The organism is Allobosea sp. GW823-FHT01F03 (assembly GCF_058798075.1).
The window spans coordinates 2,240,802-2,256,690 of the sequence record NZ_CM179505.1; the positions used below are offsets into that span (position 1 = coordinate 2,240,802).

Below are 15,889 nucleotides of genomic sequence, written 5' to 3' on the forward strand. Positions count from 1 at the left end.
GACCCATGTCGGATTCCTTGTCAGCCACAGCCGATCCCCAACTCGTCGGCATCGCGCCCGATGAACGCAGCATTGCCGCCTGGCCCGCGGTCTTCGCGCTCGGCATGGGCGTCTTCGCCCTGGTCAGCGCCGAGTTCCTGCCGGCCAGCGTCCTGACCTCGATTGCGGCCGATCTGTCGATCAGCATCGGCGCAGCCGGGCAGACCGTCACGGTGACCTCGCTGGTCGGCGTCGTCGCCGCGATCTTCACGCCGATCGTCACCAGCCGTTTCGACCGGCGCCTCGTCCTGTGGGCGCTGATGTTCCTTTTAGCGCTGTCCAGCCTGACCACCGCCTTGGCCAATGGCTATGCGATGCTGCTGGCGGCGCGCTTTCTGCTCGGCCTCAGCCTCGGTGGATTCTGGTCGATGGCTCCGGCGCTGTCGCTGCGGCTCGTGCCGGCAAGGTCCGTGCCGCGGGCGCTGGCGATCATTTCGGCCGGCGTCTCGGCAGCCTTCATCGGGGCAGGGCCGCTCGGGGCCTATCTCGACGCGCTGCTCGGCTGGCGGATGGTGTTCGTGCTTTCTGCCGGACTTGCCGGCGTCGCGCTGCTGGCGCTGCTGACGACCATGCCGCGGCTGCCGTCGCAGACGGTGCCGCGGCTGGAGACGCTGGCGGTGCTGCTCGCGCGGCCGAGCGTGCGCCTGATGCTGATCTCCGTCCTGGTGACGATCTCGGGTCAGTTCACCGGCTTCACCTATATCCGGCCGTTCCTCGAACAGGTTCCACAGCTCGGCGTCACGGCGATCACCTTCGTCCTGCTCGGCTATGGCTTCGGCAACGTCATCGGCAATTTCGCGGGCGGGGCGGTCGTGGCGCGGGGCGTCAAGCTTGCCATCGTCTCCTTCGCGCTGGCGACGGCTGTCCTGGCGCTGGCCATGCTCCTGTTCGGATCTTCGCCCATTGTCGCGGGCATCGCGGTGGCTCTCTGGGGCTTCGCCTTCGGCTTCGCGCCGGTCGGCTTCCAGAGCTGGATGGTGCGCACGGCGGCCGACCATGCCGAAGCGGCGAGCGGGCTCCTGACCGCCGCCTTCCTGGTCGCGATCGCGAGCGGCGCCGTCCTCGGCGGACTGCTGGTCGACCATGTCGGCGGCTGGGGGCCGATCGGCTACATGGCGGCCGCGACGCTCGCCGGTGCGGTGCTGGTGCTCGTCGCGGGCAAGGAGCCGCCGCGTCCCTGAACAACCGGTGAGGCAAAGCGAGGATGGCGACGCTCGCGTGATCGTCGCCATCACTTTTCTTCAAGACACGGAAGCCGGCATACGCTCTATCTTGCGGCATGGATCTGATCACACAGGGCGAGGCGCTGGAACAGAGCCCGCTCCAGGCGGGGGAGCGGGCGCATCTGTTCACGGCGCGTCGCTTCGACGGGCTGGAGTTCCTGTCGGCGACCTTCCGCACCCACGCCTATGCCCCGCATGTCCACGACACCTATGCGATCGGCACGATCGAGATCGGCTGCGAGATCTGGCACGCGCGCGGCCGCAAGCTCTATGCCGGCCCTGGCGACATCGTCTTCAACCAGCCGCTCGACGTCCATGACGGCTCTCCCAGCGAGGGCGGCTATCGCTACCGGATGAGCTATCCGACGGTCGAGCTGATGCGCGAGGTCGCGGCCTCGCTGACCGGCCGCAACGATATCGGCACGCCGTTCTTTCCCGAGCCGACCGTGTGGGACCCGGAAGGGGCGGCGCTCTTCGGCGCCGCTCACCGCGTGCTGGAAGAAGGCGGCGACGCGCTCGCCGGCGAGGAAGGGCTGCTGCGCGCCTATGGCTGGTGCCTCGCTCGCCATGCCGATCTGACGGTGCGCGGGGTCGGGCGGGAGAGCGGGCCGATCGCGCAGGCGCGAGAGATGCTGGAGCAGCGTTATGACGAGGACCTCTCGCTGGCCGAGCTGGCGAGACGCTCGGGCCTGCCGCGCCATCACCTGATCCGTGCCTTCCGCCGCGAGACCGGGCTGACGCCGCATGCCTATCTCGTCGACATCCGCGTCCGGCGCGCCCGCGAGCGCCTGCGCCGCGGCGATGCGCCGGGAGCGGTTGCCGCCGCCACAGGATTCTGCGACCAGGCCCATCTGACACGCGCCTTCAAGGCGCGGCTCGGCGTGACGCCGGGCGCCTTCCGCGCCGCCCATCTCGCCTGAACGGATTCCAAAGCAATGTCCTGGACCGATGAAGCCCGCGCAGGGCTCAGCGATATCTGGCCGGCGGCGCTGGCCGCGGTGCCGATCGGCTTCCTGTTTGGCGCGCTCGCGGCCGGCAAGGGCCTGTCGCCGCTCGAGGTCTTCGCGATGAGCGCGCTGGTCTTCGCCGGTGGCGCCCAGTTCGCCGCAGTCGAGCTCTGGGCGAGCCCGGCGCCGATCCTGGCGCTGGTGTTCTCGACGGCGCTGATCAATGCCCGTCATATCCTGATGAGCGCGTCGCTGGCGCCAAAACTTTCCGGCTTCTCGCGGACGCAGACCTTCATCGGGCTCTACTACATGGCGGACGAGAACTGGGCGCTGGCCGAGAAGCGGGCGCGCAGCCACCCGATCACGCCGGTCTACTGGTTCGCGATGGCGATCCCCTTCGTCTGCCTGTGGCTGCTGACCTCGACCACCGGTGCGATCATCGGCGCCGCGCTTGGCGACCCCAAGCGCTATGGCGCCGATTTCGCCTTCACCGCGCTGTTCATCGCGCTGGTCGCCGCCTTCTGGAAGGGGCGGGTGACAGCCTGGACGGTGGCTTCGGCCGGCATCGCCTCGGCGCTGGCCTATCGCTTCGCCGGCCCGCCCTGGCATGTGCTGGCCGGTGCGCTCAGCGGCCTTGCCGCCGCCTGGATCGCCGCCGGCAGCGAAAGCGCTGCACAACCCCTCGAAAGCCCGGCCGAATGAGCCTCGACCCGATCAATCTCGCCGCCTTTCTCGGCATGGCGCTGGTGACCTATCTCACCCGCATCGCCGGGCTCGCTTTGGTCGGCCGGCTCAACCTGACGCCGCGAGCTCAGGCCGCTTTCGACGCGATCCCGCCGGCTGTGCTGATCGCGGTGATCGCGCCGAGCGCGCTGGCGACCGGCTGGATCGAGACGGTCGCGGCGCTGGTCTCGGGCCTCGCTGCGACGCGGCTGCCGCTGCTCGGCGTCGTCGCCGTGGGCGTCGCGACCGTGGTCGGGCTCAGGGCGTTGTTCTGAGGCAGGCCGTCAGAGCGGCCGGCAGGCCTGCTCCAGCCAGGTCTTGGTCTCGCCTTCGACCAGCGGGCCGATCCTCGCCCAGACCTCGCCATGATAGGCGTCGATCCAGGCGCGCTCGCCTGCGTCGAGCAGCGCCGGCTCGATCAGGGCGCGCTCATAGGGGCACCAGGTGATCGTCTCGAAGCCGTAGATGGTGCGGTCGCCGCCGGGGATGGAGCGCTCCTCGACCACGATCAGGTTCTCGATCCGGATGCCGTAAGCGCCCTCCTTGTAGTAGCCGGGCTCGTTCGAGAGGATCATGCCGGGCTCGAGCGGCGTGGTGCCGAGCTTGGAGAGGCGCTGCGGCCCCTCGTGCACCGAAAGATAGCTGCCGACGCCATGGCCGGTGCCATGGTCGAAATCGAGCCCGGCCTGCCAGAGCGGCAGGCGTGCGAGCGCGTCGAGCTGCGCACCCGAAGTACCTTTGACGAAGACCGCGCGCGAGATCGCGATATGGCCCTTGAGCACGCGGGTGTAGCGGTCGCGCATTTCCGGGCTGGGCTCGCCGACCGCCATGGTGCGGGTGATATCTGTGGTGCCGTCCTCGTATTGCCCCCCTGAATCGACCAGGAAGATGCCGGGCTCGATCGCCCGGTTGCTCGAATCGGTGACGCGGTAATGCGGCAGGGCGGCGTTCGGTCCCGCGCCGGCGATGGTGGTGAAGGAGACGTCCTTGAGCAGGCCGGTGCCGCGGCGCTCGGCCTCCAGTGCCGCGACCGCGTCGATCTCGGTGAGGCCGCCCTTCGGCGCCTCGCGTGCGAGCCAGGAGAGGAAGCGGGCCATGGCGGCGCCGTCGCGCAGATGCGCCGCGCGGGCGCCGTCGAGCTCCGCCTCGTTCTTGCGGGCCTTCATCAGCGCGACCGGATCGGCACCGGCTTCCGGCGCGCCGCCGGCCTCGCGGATCAGAGTCGCAAGCGCCGCCGCGGCCGTCGCCGCATCGAGCCTGACCTTGGCCTTGCCCGCGCCGAGCGCCTTGAGCTGCTCCTCCAGCGCCTGGGGCGGGGCGATCTCGCCGAGCGCGCCGATAGCGTCGCCGGCCTCGTTGGTGATCTTCTCCGGCGAAAGGAAAACGGTCGGCCGGCCCTCGCGCGGCACGATGGCGTAGCCGAGCGGCAGCGGCGTGTGCTCGACATCGCCGCCGCGGATGTTGAAGGTCCAGGCCAGCGCGTGCGGGTCCGAGAGGACGAGCGCATCGACCTTGTCCTTGCCGAGCGCCTCCTGGATGCGGGCGAGCTTGCTCGCGGCGCTCTCGCCGGCATAAGCGGCGGGGTGAGCCTTGACCGGCGCCGAGGGCGGGGCAGGGCGGTCGCTCCAGAGCGCATCGATCGGATTCGGTGTCACCGCGACGAGCTCGCCGCCGGCGGCTGCCACCGCCTTTTCCAGTTTCGCGACGCCGTCGACCGTGTGCAGCCACGGATCATAGCCGAGCCTGCCGCCGGCAGGCAGGTTCGCCGCGACCCATTTGTCGAGCGGCGTCTCCTCCATCCTGACCGGGGTGATCACGGCGGTGTCGGTCTGCTCGGCGGACTGGATGGTGTAGCGGCCATCGACGATCAGCGCGGCCTTGTCGGCCAGAACCACCACATTGCCGGCCGAGCCGGTGAAGCCGCTGAGCCAGGCGAGGCGCGCCATATGGGCAGGAACGTACTCGCCCTGGTGTTCGTCGGCGCGCGGCACGACGAAGCCCCCCAGCCCCTGGCGCGCGAGGGCCGCACGCAGGGCCGCGACCCGGGGCGCGACCTGCGAGGGATCGCTCGGCTCGGAAAAGGACTGGAAGTGGGGAGCGGAGGCCTTGGCGGGGATCGAGGCGGTCATGTCGGGTCCGGAAGCTGCGATATCCGGCCATGCTGGCGTGCCAGCAAGTCAAAAGCCAGTGCAAATCCGGCATTTTCGCCGCGCCCATGCGGCAGGCTCCGGCTGACTTCCGATTGGGCGCTCTGTCGGTTCGTTATGCAATATTTTGCAATGATTAACGGCTCTCGGATTTTGTTATGCGCTTTTTGCATGTTGTGCATATGCGAACATATCTTCTCGCAAGTGCGAAGAAGGCCCATCTTGCAGTCATAAGAGAACGAGGAAGCGACCGGGACTGTCCTTCGTTTTGCTGAGGAGATGGACCCTATGACCTATGTGCTGAACACCACCACGGACCTGCCGGTAGCCACGCGCACCGAGGCGACCAAGAAGGCCGCCGGCCCGAGCTTCTGGCAGCGCCTCTATGCCGCCATGATCGAAAGCCGCCGCCGCTCGGCGATGCGCGAGCTGCGCGCCTATTCGTACCTCGCCCGCGAGTCCGAGCTGATCCTCGGCGGCTATCCGAAAGCTTCGCTGCAGAACGACGCAGAGCTGCCGTTCAACCGCTGAAGTTCCATCCGCTGAATCCCGGTGCGCAGGCTGCGATACGCGCCGCGCCCTGATCGAGGAGAAAGACCATGATCGCTGTGATCAAGTACGTTTACGAGAGCATTGCCGATGCCGCCAAGTTCGCGGCCGCCGTCTGGCACGATGCGCGTGTCATGCAGGCGCAGGCGGAAGAGAAGTACGGCCATATCGACTTCTGAGCGCGACAGCGCTCGAAGCAGACGGCCTAATAGAGGCGGCGTGGCCTGGCGGCTGCGCCGCCTCTTTTCATGACCAGTGTCGCCCAGCCCTCGCGCGATGAGCGCCGGGCGAGGGCGATGCCCTGGTGGCGATAGGCCGAAACCACGCCGGCGACATCCATTTCGAGCAGGCCCGAGAGGATGACGACGCCGTCATCGGAAAGAACCGTGGCGATCGAGGGCGCGAGCTTGCGCAGCGGCCCGGCCAGGATGTTGGCGAAGACCAGATCGAAGCGCCGGGACCGGTTCGCCTTGGCATGGCGCAGCCCGGGCGCGACATAAAGGTCGAGCGCCTGCGGGGCATCGTTGAGACGTGCATTGCGCGCCGCGACCTCGACGGCGACGGCGTCGATATCGCCGGCGACAACCTTGCGCTTGATCTGCTTGGCCAGCGCCAGTGCCAGGATGCCGGTGCCGGTACCGACATCGATGGCGTTTCGCGGGCGCCGCTTCCTCAATTCGGCATCGAGGGCGAGCAGGCAGCCCGAGGTAGTGCCGTGATGGCCGGTACCGAAGGCGAGCGCGGCCTCGATCTCGATCGCGACATCGTTGATGCGCACGGTGTCGCGATCATGGGCGCCGTGGACCAGGACGCGGCCGGCACGTACCGGCTTCAGCCCTTCGAGGCTGTTGGCGACCCAGTCCTGCTGGCTGACGGTGGTGAACGGGGTGCCGTCGATGACCGTGCCGACGATCGGTCGCAGCAGGTCGCGCACTGCTTCTTCATCCGGATGGCTGGAGAAATAGATCTCGACCTTCCAGGGCTCGTTCAGCGACAGGGTGGTGACGCCGCTCTCGACCTCGAAGGCGGAGATCGCGGTCTCAGTCGGGTCGAAGATCTCGCCGAGCAGTTCGGTCAGGGCGCGCGCCTGCTCGCCGCTGGTCGAGAGTTCGAGAACGGTCGTGACCGTCGAGGGGAGGAGGCCTTCACGCATGGCGCGGGCTTATAGCATCGGACCGAAAAGTGGAATCCACTTTTCGGAAAACTCCGATGCGATAACAAAAAGATAGATCGCCGTAACCAGGTCCGTACGGACGCGCGGCGATCTCGCAGCCCATCGGCGGCTTGTCATGCAGCCGCGCACTCGGAGACGTGTCAGGCGCCTCGCTTGGTCGCCAGCAGCAGGAAGCCGGCGAGCCCGGCTGCGGCGCAGACGAGGAAGCCGAGGTCGAAGCGGCCGGTCGCGGCGACGAGCAGCGCGAAGGACGAGGGACCCACGACATAGCCGAGGAAGACGACGATGGTCGCGCCCGAGGCCGCTTCGCGGATCAGCCCGCTCGGCGAGCGCCGGGCGATCTCGGCGATCTGTACGCCGTTCCAGCTGGAGACCGTGACGCCCGCCACTGCCGCCAGTGCATAGAGCAGCCAGGACGGCCAGGCGGGTGTCGCCAGCATCAGCAGGAGCGAGGTTGCGCCGGAAGCGAGGCAGACGATGGCGAGCAGGCGCGTCGCGTCGCGCATCCGGTCGGCGATCCAGCCGAGCAGCACGCGGCCGAACACCCCGGTCGCCTGCATAACGGCGAAGGCGAGGCCGGCGGCGCGCAGGTCGTAGCCGAGCTCGGACACCGCGAAGGTGATGAGATAGGCGAACCAGATGCCCTGGCCGAGGGCGAGGCAGGCGCCGACAGCGGCGATCCGCATCACCGAGGTCGAGCCGCGCAGCGCCCGCAGCGGTTCCAGCACATTGCCGAGCGAGAAGAAGGCGCGCGGCGCCAGTGACTGCCCCAGATCGCGTCCGGCATCGAGACGGCGGCGCATCGGCTGCACGACCAGGATGACGGCCACCACCAGTGCGGCCGAGAACAGCAGCGAGGCGCGCCAGCCATAGGCGGTGACCAGCGGCGGCAAAGCGAGGCCGGCGACGATGCCGCCGGCCGGAACCCCAGCCTGCTTCAGCGAGAAGATCAGGCTGCGATGCCGGGGCGGGGCGATGCGGTGGAGGACGTCGCTGCCAGCCGGCGAGGATGGGCCATAGCCGAGCCCGATCAGGAAGGCCCCAGCCATTGCCACCGGCAGCAAGGGCGGCAGCAGGAAGCAGAGCCCGAAAATGCCGAGGGCGAGGCCGAGCTGCAGGGCGCGTATCGAGCCGAAGCGCCTCATGATCGGCGCGCCCATTACCAGAAAGGCGATCGAGCCGACCGTGCTGATGCTAGAGAGATAGCCGATCACGGCGTCGGACCAGCCGAGCTCCGCCGACATGGCTGGCGCGATGGTCGGCGTCACCCGCGTCAGGAAGGCGGTCGCCATCTGCACGACGATCATCGCCGTGAGGGCGCTGACCCAGCCCGGTGTCGCTGGAGGCTCCTTCATGGTCGCGTCATGTCTGCCGGGTCTTGATTGTCGGACCTTGGCTGTCGGATCTTGGAGGTCTCACGGCGACGCGGCCGGCAGGACCTTGCCGGGGTTGAGGATGTTGTCGGGGTCGAGGCTCTGCTTGATCCGGCGCATCACCGCGACGGCCTCGTCGCCATATTCCCGGCGCAGGAATTTCGACTTGCCATAGCCGACGCCGTGTTCGCCGGTGCAGGTGCCGCCGAGATCGATGGCGCGATTGACCAGAAGGGCGTTGAACCGCTCGGCCTCGGCGATCTCCGCGGGTGAATCCATCCTGATCAGGAAGCCCATATGGAAATTACCGTCGCCGACATGGCCGAGCGCCGGCACCGGGAAGGGCGCGTCCTTGGTATGCGTCCTCATCTCGGTGATGCAGGTGGCGAGCTCGGAGATCGGTACGCAGGCATCTGTGCCCCAGCTGCTGGCGCCGGGGCGCAGAGCGAGCAGGGCGTAGTGGAGATTGTGGCGGGCCTGCCAGAGCCTGGTGCGCTCCTCGGCGCTGGCGGCATGGCGCCAGCCGCTGCCGCCATGGACCTGCGCGATGGCGTGCATCGCCGCCGATTGCTGCTCGACACCGGCCTGCGTGCCGTGGAATTCGATGAACAGCGTCGCGGTCTCGGGATAGCTCAGCCCGTTATGCAGGTTTATGGCGCGCATGCAGGTCTCGTCGAGCAGCTCGACGCGGGCGACCTGGATGCCGCTCTGGATGGTCTCGATGGCGCAGGATACGGCGGCGCCGACATCCGGGAAGGAGCAGACCGCGACCGAGCTCGCCTCGGGGATGCCGTAGAGCTTCAGGGTGATCTCGGTGATCACGCCGAGCGTGCCCTCCGAGCCGACGAAGAGCCGCGTCAGATCGTAGCCGGCCGAGGATTTGCGGGCGCGCCCGCCCGTCTTCAGCACGCTGCCGTCGGCGAGCACCACGGTGAGCGCCAGGACATTGTCCTTCATCGTGCCGTAGCGCACGGCATTGGTGCCCGAGGCGCGCGTCGCCGTCATGCCGCCGAGCGTCGCGTCGGCGCCGGGATCGACCGGGAAGAACAGGCCGGTGTCGCGCAGATGCTCGTTGAGCTGCTTGCGGGTGACGCCGGGCTCGATCACGCAATCGAGGTCCTCGGTGTTGACCGCGATGATCCGCTGCATGCGCGAGAGGTCGAGGCAGACGCCACCATGCAGCGCGACGACATGGCCCTCCAGTGAGGTGCCGGCGCCGAAAGGAATGACCGGCACCTTCGCTTGATGGCAGAGGGCAAGGATGCGGCTGACCTCTTCCGTGGTCTGGGCATAACAGACGACATCGGGCGCCTTGGTCGGGTGATAGGATTCGCCATGGCCATGATGCTCGCGCTCGGATTCCGAGGTCGAGCAGCGTGGGCCGAGCAGCTCGCGCAGAGCGGCGGTCAGACCCTCGAGTTCCGGGTGGCGCGAGGAGGCGGTCTCGGCGGCAGGGGCGTTCATATTGTCCTCGACTTCCGAGCCTGTTGCCGGCGTGGCGCTGCGGCAATTTCGACCGGCTTTTCACGTTCGGCCACAGTCGATGCAGCATGAGCGCTCTGCATCGGGAGAGGAAGTGTCCGAATTGCGTTCGGTTTGCCTCCCTCGGCCCTCATCCTGAGGGGCCGCGCAGCGGCGTCTCGAAGGATGGACCGGCGGTCTCCGAACCTCCTTGAGCATCCTTCGAGATGCGCTCCTTCTGAGCGCTCCTCAGGATGAGGGGCGGGTGCGTGAGTGGCGTCAGCCCGACTGGTCGCGCCCGGCCAGGCCGAGCAGATATTGCCCGTAGCCGCTCTTCGCCAGCGCCTGGCCGAGCGCGCGCAATTGCTCGCGATCGATCCAGCCATTCTCGAAGGCGATCTCCTCCGGGCAGGCGATGCGGAAGCCCTGGCGGCGCTCCAGCGTGCGCACGAATTCCGAGGCCTCGACCAGCGAATCCGGGGTGCCTGTGTCGAGCCAGGCGTAGCCGCGCCCGAGCCGTTCGACATTGAGCGCGCCGCGCTCGAGATAGGCGAGGTTGACGTCGGTGATCTCGAGCTCGCCGCGGGCCGAGGGCTTCAGCCGGCGGGCGATCTCGACGACCTGCTCGTCGTAGAAATAGAGGCCGGTCACCGCCCAGTGCGAGCGCGGCATCTTCGGCTTCTCCTCGATCGAGAGCGCCTTGCCGGCGGCATCGAAGGAGACGACGCCATAGCGCTCGGGATCGCTGACGCGATAGGCGAAGACGGTGGCGCCCTGCCGGCGTGCGGCAGCGCGGCGCAGCACCTCGGTCAGCCCGTCGCCGTAATAGAGGTTGTCGCCGAGGATCAGGGCGGAAGGGCCGCCGGCGACGAAGTCGGCGCCGATCTGGTAGGCCTGCGCCAGCCCTTCCGGCTTCGGCTGTACGGCATAGGAGAGCTTCAGCCCCCAGCGTTCGCCGGTGCCGAACAGCGCCTCGAAGCGCGGCGCGTCCTCGGGGGTCGCGATGATCAGGATCTCCCGGATGCCGGCGAGCATCAGCGTCGACAGCGGATAGTAGATCATCGGCTTGTCGTAGATCGGCAGGAGCTGCTTCGACGTCACCATGGTCATCGGGTGAAGCCTGGTGCCGCTGCCGCCGGCGAGGATGATGCCTTTCACGCGCGTTTCCTTCAGCATTCGGAGCCGGTGAGCAGCCGGGCCACGCAGTCCTCGACGGAGACCTGCCAGGGCGGCAGGCGCAAGCCGTAGCGCGCTGCGAGCAGCCCGCAATCGAGCCGGGAATTGGCGGGCCGGCGGGCCGGGGTCGGGTATTCGGCTGTCGCGATCGGCCTGACCCGCGCGGAAGGGCCGCCGAGCCTCGCCGAGGCCGCGAATACCGCCTCGGCGAGGCCAGCCCAGCTCGTCTCGCCGCTGCCGGCGACATGGAAGACGCCGCGCAGCCCGGCATCCCGGGGTTCGGCGGCAAGACGGCGTGCAATCGCGATCACGGCGTCGGCAAGGGCCGGTGCATAGGTTGGCGTGCCCAACTGGTCGGCGACGATGCCGAGTTCCTCCCGGCTTTCGGCGAGCCGCAGCATGGTCTTCACGAAATTCCCGCCATAGGGGCTGTGGACCCAGGCCGTGCGCAGGATGGCGTGGTTGTCGCCTGCCGCCGCGACGGCCTGTTCGCCGGCGAGCTTGGAGCGACCATAGACGCCGAGCGGGCCGGTTGCGTCATCCTCGCGCCAGGGACGGGAGAGGGCGCCGTCGAAGACATAGTCGGTGGAGATCTGGACCAGCGGCAGCCGCAGCGCCGCCGCGGCCGCGGCGACGGCGCCCGCACCGGCGGCGTTGATCGCCATGGCCAGCTCCGGCTCGCTCTCGGCCTTGTCGACCGCGGTATAGGCGGCGGCATTGACGACGCAGTCGGGCCGGGCTTGCTCGAGGGCCTTGTGGATCTCGGCGGGGCGCGTCAGGTCGAGCTCGGGCCGGCCGATGGCGACGACTTCGACCTTCGCCGAAGGGGCCATGGCGATCAGGGATCGAACGAGCTGTCCGGTGGTGCCGGTCACGGCAATGCGCATCGTGCCTTCGCCATCTGGAGTGCCGGGCGGCTTCGTTTAGAGCAAGGCTCGGCCGGCCTCAACCGCTGGCCTCCGCCTCGAAGCGGGCCGCTTCTGCGCGCAGCCAGCCGACCAGCGCCTCGATGCCGGGGCCGGGCTGGCCACGCGGATTGAGGGTCATCCAGCAGCCGACGGCGCTGTCGAAGCCGAGACCGAGCGGATTGACGAGCGCGCCGGACGCCAGCTCCTCCGCGACATAGCAGCGTGGCGCCAGTGCGACGCCGAGCCCGGCCACTGCGGCGCGGATGATCACCGAATAATAGCCATAGCGCACGGTATGGGCCGGGACCGCGCCGCGCAGCCCATGCGCCTCGGTGAACTCGGCCCAGAAGGCCGGCATCTGGAAATGCTGCAGCAGGGTCATTTTCTGGATATCCGCCGCACGGCTGAAGCCGCCCATCCGCTCCAACAGGGCCGGGGCTGCGACGAGCGCGACCTGCCGGCCGAACAGATAATGCGCCTCGCGATCCGGCCAGGGCCCGGCGCCGTGAACGATGTCGATATCGGGGTCTTCGGTCTCGTTCTCGCTGACGAAATTGGTGAACTGCACGTCGATCTCGGGATGGGCCTGGGCGAAGCTCGGAAAACGCTCCATCAGCCAGCGCTCGCCGGCGATGGCGACGAGATGCAGCCGGATCGGGCGTCCGAGCGCGGTTCGCTCGGCGAGGCGCCGGGCGCCGCGCGCCATCTGCTCGATCGCCGCCTCGGCATAGGGCCGGTAGATCGTGCCGGCCTCCGTGGCCTTCAGCCCGGTCGGGCTACGCTCGAAAAGCGCGATGCCGAGATGCTCCTCCAGCGCCTGGATCTGCTTGGAGACCGCGCTCTGGGTCAGGTGCACGGCTGAAGCGGCCTTCGCCGTCGATCCCAGCCGCGCCACGGCAAGGAAGACCCGAAGCGCCGTGGTCGAGGGCGGGAGATTCGGGCTCGCCAATCAGGTATTCCCTTTGCGACTATCCTGCCGGAGATCGTTTCGTTTGCCGGGGTCGCGGTCAAGGGGACAGTGTCGCCTCAAGGGGAGACCATCAGCATGAATCAGACCACGCGCCTCTGGGGTGGCCGCTTTCGCAAGCCGCCGGACCCGCGGATGATGCGGCTATCCAGCGCGGCCGGCGCCTATTCGCGCCTCGCGACCCAGGATATCGCCGGCGGCAGGGCCCATGCGGCCGAGCTGGAACGGGCCGGGCTGCTGAGCGCCGACGAGACGAAGCTGATCGTGGTGGCGCTCGACGCCATCGCCGGCGAATTCGCCGCCGGGACGCTGGTCCCCGGGCCCGAGGACGAGGATATCCACACCTTCATCGAGCGCGTGCTGACGGCGCGCATCGGCGCGACCGGCGCCAAGCTCAGGGCCGGTCGCTCGCGCAACGACCAGGCCGCCAACAACCTCAAGCTCTATCTGCGCGAGCAGTCGCGGCTGATCGGCGCGATGCTGGCCGAGCTGCTGGAGGCGCTGGCCGGCCAGGCCGAGCGGCATTCTGCGTCCGTCTGCCCCGGCTTCACCCATCTGCAGAGTGCCCAGCCGGTGACCTTCGGCCATTGGCTGATGGCGCATGGTCAGGCGCTGTCGCGCGATGCGACGCGGCTCCAGGACTGGGACAGGCGCTCGACCCTGTCACCGCTCGGGGCGGCGGCGCTGGCCGGCTCGGCGATCGCGCTGACTCCCGAACTGAGCGCGCAGGCGCTTGGCTATGAGGGTCCCTGCGAGAACTCGGTCGACGCCGTCGGCGCGCGCGACCATGTCGCGGAGTTTCTGTTCGTCGCCGCCATGCTGGCGACCAATCTCTCCCGGCTGGCGGAGGAGGTGACGCTCTGGACCTCGCGCCAGTTCGGCTGGGTCGTGCTCGACGATGCCTTTGCCACCGGCTCCTCGATCATGCCGCAGAAGAAGAACCCGGATATCGCCGAGCTCTCGCGCGGCCGGGCGGCGCGGCTCACCGGCGACCTCGTCGCCATGCTGGGTGCGCTGAAGGGGCTGCCGCTGGCCTATAATCGCGATCTCGCCGAAGATAAGCGCTCCGCCTTCGACGCGGTCGACGTGCTTGGCGAGGTGCTGCCGGCCTTCGCCGGCATGATCGAGACGATGGAAGCGCGGCCGGAGGTGATGCGGGCCCAGGCCGGCGCCGGCTTCGCGCTCGCCACCGAGGTTGCCGATTATCTGGCGCGCAAGGGCGTGCCCTTCGCCGAGGCACACGAGATCTCCGGATCGCTGGTGCGCTATTGCGAGGAAATGGGCCGCGAGCTGGAGCAACTCGAGGCGGTCGAGCTCAGCGCCATTGATCCACGCCTTACGGAGGATGTAAGGGCCTGTCTCACCCTTGATGCTGCGGTGGCCGCCCGCAGCGGTTTCGGCGGCACGGCGCCAGTGCGCGTGGCCGAGCAGATCGCCCGTTTCCGCCTCTGGCTCGCAGCTTTTGAAGATTGGACGCGCGGAGCGCAGAAATGACCAGCGCAGTCGGAATTGGAATAGGGCGGGATATCGCCGGGATCGCCGGCCTGAAGCTCGTGCCGCGCCGCTATTACGGACGCTGGGTCGCGGCCGCACTGATCATCCTGGTGCTCGCCTGGATCATCAAAGCCTTCGCCGAAGGGCAGATCGACTGGAAGGTGGTCGGGCAGTTCTTCACGGCGCCCGCCATTCTCAGCGGCCTCGTCAACACCATCATCATGACGGTTTGTGCCATGGCGCTCGGCATCGCGCTCGGCGTGATCTTCGCGATCATGTACATGTCGCCGAACCCGGTGCTGCGCGGCGTCGCGCTGTTCTACATCTGGTTCTTCCGTGGCACGCCGCTGCTGCTGCAGCTCCTGCTCTGGTTCAACCTGGCGCTGGTCTTCCCGACGATCGGTATTCCCGGCGTCATCGAATGGCGCACCATCGACGTGATCGGACCGTTCATGGCGACCTTGCTCGGGCTCGGCATGAACCAGGGCGCCTATACGGCGGAAGTCGTGCGCGGCGGCATCCTCTCGGTCGATGTCGGCCAGACGGAAGCCGCCAAGTCGATCGGCATGACCCGTTTGACGACGCTGCGCCGGATCGTGCTGCCGCAGGCGATGCGGGTGATCATCCCGCCGGTCGGCAACGAGGTGATCAGCATGGTCAAGCTGACCTCGATCGCCAGCGTGATCCAGTTCTCCGAGATCCTGCGCAATGCGCAGACGATCTACTATGCCAATGCCCGCGTCATCGAATTGCTGATCGTCGCCGCCGGCTGGTATCTGATCGTCGTCACGCTCCTGCAGATCGGCCAGTTCTTCCTGGAGCGCCATTTCTCCAAGGGCCGCGGTGGCCGCCGTGCCAAAGCCCAGGTTGCCGAGGAGGCCGGGGCATGAGCGCTGCCGCCAAGGAGGCCATCGTCACCGCCGCCAACGTCACCAAGCGCTTCGGCGAGTTGCGGGCGCTGAACGATGTCTCGCTGACCATCGCGCCGGGCGCCGTGCAGTGCATCATCGGGCCGTCGGGCTCCGGCAAGAGCACGCTGCTGCGCTGCATCAACCAGCTCGAGAAGATCGACCAGGGCGCGATCTGGGTCGATGGCGAGCTGATCGGCTACCGGATCAAGGGCAATGAGCTGCACGAGCTGAGCGATGCCGAGATCGCGCGCCAGCGTCTTACGACCGGCATGGTCTTCCAGCGCTTCAACCTGTTCAACCATATGACGGTGCTCGAGAACATCATCGAGGGCCCGGTCACGGTGCTGAAGCGGCCGAGGCAGGAAGCGGTGGCGGAGGCCGAGAAGCTGCTCGCACGCGTCGGCCTCTCGGAGAAGCGCAATTCCTACCCGATCGAGCTTTCGGGCGGCCAGCAGCAGCGCATCGCGATCGCAAGGGCGCTCGCCATGAAGCCGAAGCTGATGCTGTTCGACGAGCCGACCTCGGCGCTCGATCCGGAACTCGTCGGCGAGGTGCTCGCGGTGATGCGCGATCTCGCCGCCAGCGGCATGACGATGATCGTCGTCACCCATGAGCTCGGCTTCGCCCGCGAGGTCGCCAGCGACGTCGTCTTCATGGACAAGGGCGAGATCGTCGAGCGTGGCCATCCGCAGCAGGTACTGGTTGCGCCGAGCCAGGCCAGGACCCGCGACTTCATCGCCGCCGTCCTCAAGTGAGTTCAAGCCAGGCCAGTTCGGCCTGAAAAAACAGGGAGATCA

The 15,889-nt window shown here is 68.2% G+C and carries 16 protein-coding genes; 9 read left to right on the forward strand and 7 right to left on the reverse strand.

The window, feature by feature from the left end:
• Positions 1–5: 5 nt before the first annotated feature.
• The 4 genes from AC3RCC_RS10555 to AC3RCC_RS10570 all read left to right on the forward strand — a co-directional run bounded on the left by AC3RCC_RS10555 (position 6) and on the right by AC3RCC_RS10570 (position 3,207).
• Positions 6–1,220 carry an MFS transporter gene (locus tag AC3RCC_RS10555; protein ID WP_492258386.1) on the forward strand — a complete coding sequence of 405 codons (1,215 nt, stop codon included), beginning with the start codon at positions 6–8 and terminating at the stop codon, positions 1,218–1,220.
• Positions 1,221–1,318: 98 nt separating this feature from the next.
• Positions 1,319–2,182: an AraC family transcriptional regulator gene (locus tag AC3RCC_RS10560; protein ID WP_291636829.1), complete on the forward strand. Its 864-nt coding sequence runs from the start codon at positions 1,319–1,321 to the stop codon at positions 2,180–2,182.
• A 15-nt stretch (positions 2,183–2,197) separates the two neighbouring features.
• Entirely contained in the window at positions 2,198–2,911 is a 714-nt protein-coding gene (locus AC3RCC_RS10565; protein WP_291636830.1) for an AzlC family ABC transporter permease, read from the forward strand.
• Complete coding sequence (locus AC3RCC_RS10570) at positions 2,908–3,207, forward strand: AzlD family protein (protein ID WP_066471812.1); 300 nt, start codon at positions 2,908–2,910, stop codon at positions 3,205–3,207. Before AC3RCC_RS10565 ends, AC3RCC_RS10570 begins: the two co-directional genes overlap by 4 nt.
• 9 nt (positions 3,208–3,216) lie before the next feature.
• Here the strand turns inward: AC3RCC_RS10570 and AC3RCC_RS10575 are convergent, their stop codons facing one another.
• On the reverse strand, positions 3,217–5,061 hold the full coding sequence (locus AC3RCC_RS10575) for an aminopeptidase P family protein (RefSeq protein WP_492258387.1): 1,845 nt from the start codon (positions 5,059–5,061) through the stop codon (positions 3,217–3,219).
• A gap of 306 nt (positions 5,062–5,367) precedes the next feature.
• Here AC3RCC_RS10575 and AC3RCC_RS10580 point away from each other — a divergent pair, with 306 nt between their 5' ends.
• Together AC3RCC_RS10580 and AC3RCC_RS10585 are read left to right on the forward strand one after the other, a co-directional pair.
• Positions 5,368–5,610, forward strand: coding sequence for a hypothetical protein (locus AC3RCC_RS10580; RefSeq protein ID WP_291646970.1), 243 nt, complete (start codon positions 5,368–5,370; stop codon positions 5,608–5,610).
• A 68-nt stretch (positions 5,611–5,678) separates the two neighbouring features.
• On the forward strand, positions 5,679–5,807 hold the full coding sequence (locus tag AC3RCC_RS10585; protein WP_291636837.1) for a hypothetical protein: 129 nt from the start codon (positions 5,679–5,681) through the stop codon (positions 5,805–5,807).
• Between the two features lie 26 nt (positions 5,808–5,833).
• Here AC3RCC_RS10585 and AC3RCC_RS10590 read toward each other — a convergent pair whose 3' ends face one another.
• From AC3RCC_RS10590 to AC3RCC_RS10615, 6 genes are all read right to left on the reverse strand, one after another.
• On the reverse strand, positions 5,834–6,781 hold the full coding sequence (locus tag AC3RCC_RS10590; RefSeq protein WP_492258388.1) for a 50S ribosomal protein L11 methyltransferase: 948 nt from the start codon (positions 6,779–6,781) through the stop codon (positions 5,834–5,836).
• Between the two features lie 161 nt (positions 6,782–6,942).
• Positions 6,943–8,157: an MFS transporter gene (locus tag AC3RCC_RS10595; RefSeq protein WP_291646968.1), complete on the reverse strand. Its 1,215-nt coding sequence runs from the start codon at positions 8,155–8,157 to the stop codon at positions 6,943–6,945.
• Between the two features lie 60 nt (positions 8,158–8,217).
• Positions 8,218–9,639 (reverse strand): FAD-binding oxidoreductase, encoded by a 1,422-nt coding sequence (locus AC3RCC_RS10600; protein WP_492258389.1) that lies wholly within the window; start codon positions 9,637–9,639, stop codon positions 8,218–8,220.
• 276 nt (positions 9,640–9,915) lie between these two features.
• Positions 9,916–10,794, reverse strand: coding sequence for a glucose-1-phosphate thymidylyltransferase RfbA (gene rfbA / locus AC3RCC_RS10605; RefSeq protein WP_492258390.1), 879 nt, complete (start codon positions 10,792–10,794; stop codon positions 9,916–9,918).
• An 11-nt stretch (positions 10,795–10,805) separates the two neighbouring features.
• Positions 10,806–11,699, reverse strand: a complete 894-nt coding sequence (gene rfbD / locus AC3RCC_RS10610; protein ID WP_492258391.1) for a dTDP-4-dehydrorhamnose reductase — start codon at positions 11,697–11,699, stop codon at positions 10,806–10,808.
• A gap of 58 nt (positions 11,700–11,757) precedes the next feature.
• On the reverse strand, positions 11,758–12,669 hold the full coding sequence (locus tag AC3RCC_RS10615; protein ID WP_291636868.1) for a LysR family transcriptional regulator: 912 nt from the start codon (positions 12,667–12,669) through the stop codon (positions 11,758–11,760).
• Positions 12,670–12,765: 96 nt separating this feature from the next.
• Between AC3RCC_RS10615 and argH the strand changes: the two genes are divergently transcribed.
• Genes argH through AC3RCC_RS10630 form a run of 3 tightly spaced genes read left to right on the forward strand, consistent with a single transcriptional unit; the run spans position 12,766 to position 15,847 of the window.
• Complete coding sequence (argH, locus tag AC3RCC_RS10620) at positions 12,766–14,181, forward strand: argininosuccinate lyase (RefSeq protein WP_492258392.1); 1,416 nt, start codon at positions 12,766–12,768, stop codon at positions 14,179–14,181.
• The gene (locus AC3RCC_RS10625) at positions 14,178–15,071 is read left to right on the forward strand and encodes an amino acid ABC transporter permease (RefSeq protein ID WP_291636870.1); all 894 of its coding nucleotides are present in this window, start codon (positions 14,178–14,180) and stop codon (positions 15,069–15,071) included. Before argH ends, AC3RCC_RS10625 begins: the two co-directional genes overlap by 4 nt.
• The gene (locus tag AC3RCC_RS10630) at positions 15,068–15,847 is read left to right on the forward strand and encodes an amino acid ABC transporter ATP-binding protein (protein ID WP_291636871.1); all 780 of its coding nucleotides are present in this window, start codon (positions 15,068–15,070) and stop codon (positions 15,845–15,847) included. The genes AC3RCC_RS10625 and AC3RCC_RS10630 overlap by 4 nt, the downstream gene beginning before the upstream one ends.
• The last annotated feature ends 42 nt before the right edge of the window (positions 15,848–15,889 follow it).

Coding starts and splice junctions, on each gene's coding strand:
- AC3RCC_RS10580 (WP_291646970.1), top strand. CDS start 5,368: ATGACCTATGTGCTGAACACCACCACGGACCTGCCGGTAGCCACGCGC.
- AC3RCC_RS10625 (WP_291636870.1), top strand. CDS start 14,178: ATGACCAGCGCAGTCGGAATTGGAATAGGGCGGGATATCGCCGGGATC.
- AC3RCC_RS10595 (WP_291646968.1), bottom strand. CDS start 8,157: ATGAAGGAGCCTCCAGCGACACCGGGCTGGGTCAGCGCCCTCACGGCG.
- AC3RCC_RS10590 (WP_492258388.1), bottom strand. CDS start 6,781: ATGCGTGAAGGCCTCCTCCCCTCGACGGTCACGACCGTTCTCGAACTC.
- AC3RCC_RS10600 (WP_492258389.1), bottom strand. CDS start 9,639: ATGAACGCCCCTGCCGCCGAGACCGCCTCCTCGCGCCACCCGGAACTC.
- rfbD (WP_492258391.1), bottom strand. CDS start 11,699: ATGCGCATTGCCGTGACCGGCACCACCGGACAGCTCGTTCGATCCCTG.
- AC3RCC_RS10565 (WP_291636830.1), top strand. CDS start 2,198: ATGTCCTGGACCGATGAAGCCCGCGCAGGGCTCAGCGATATCTGGCCG.
- AC3RCC_RS10630 (WP_291636871.1), top strand. CDS start 15,068: ATGAGCGCTGCCGCCAAGGAGGCCATCGTCACCGCCGCCAACGTCACC.
- AC3RCC_RS10570 (WP_066471812.1), top strand. CDS start 2,908: ATGAGCCTCGACCCGATCAATCTCGCCGCCTTTCTCGGCATGGCGCTG.
- argH (WP_492258392.1), top strand. CDS start 12,766: ATGAATCAGACCACGCGCCTCTGGGGTGGCCGCTTTCGCAAGCCGCCG.
- AC3RCC_RS10575 (WP_492258387.1), bottom strand. CDS start 5,061: ATGACCGCCTCGATCCCCGCCAAGGCCTCCGCTCCCCACTTCCAGTCC.
- AC3RCC_RS10555 (WP_492258386.1), top strand. CDS start 6: ATGTCGGATTCCTTGTCAGCCACAGCCGATCCCCAACTCGTCGGCATC.
- AC3RCC_RS10560 (WP_291636829.1), top strand. CDS start 1,319: ATGGATCTGATCACACAGGGCGAGGCGCTGGAACAGAGCCCGCTCCAG.
- AC3RCC_RS10585 (WP_291636837.1), top strand. CDS start 5,679: ATGATCGCTGTGATCAAGTACGTTTACGAGAGCATTGCCGATGCCGCC.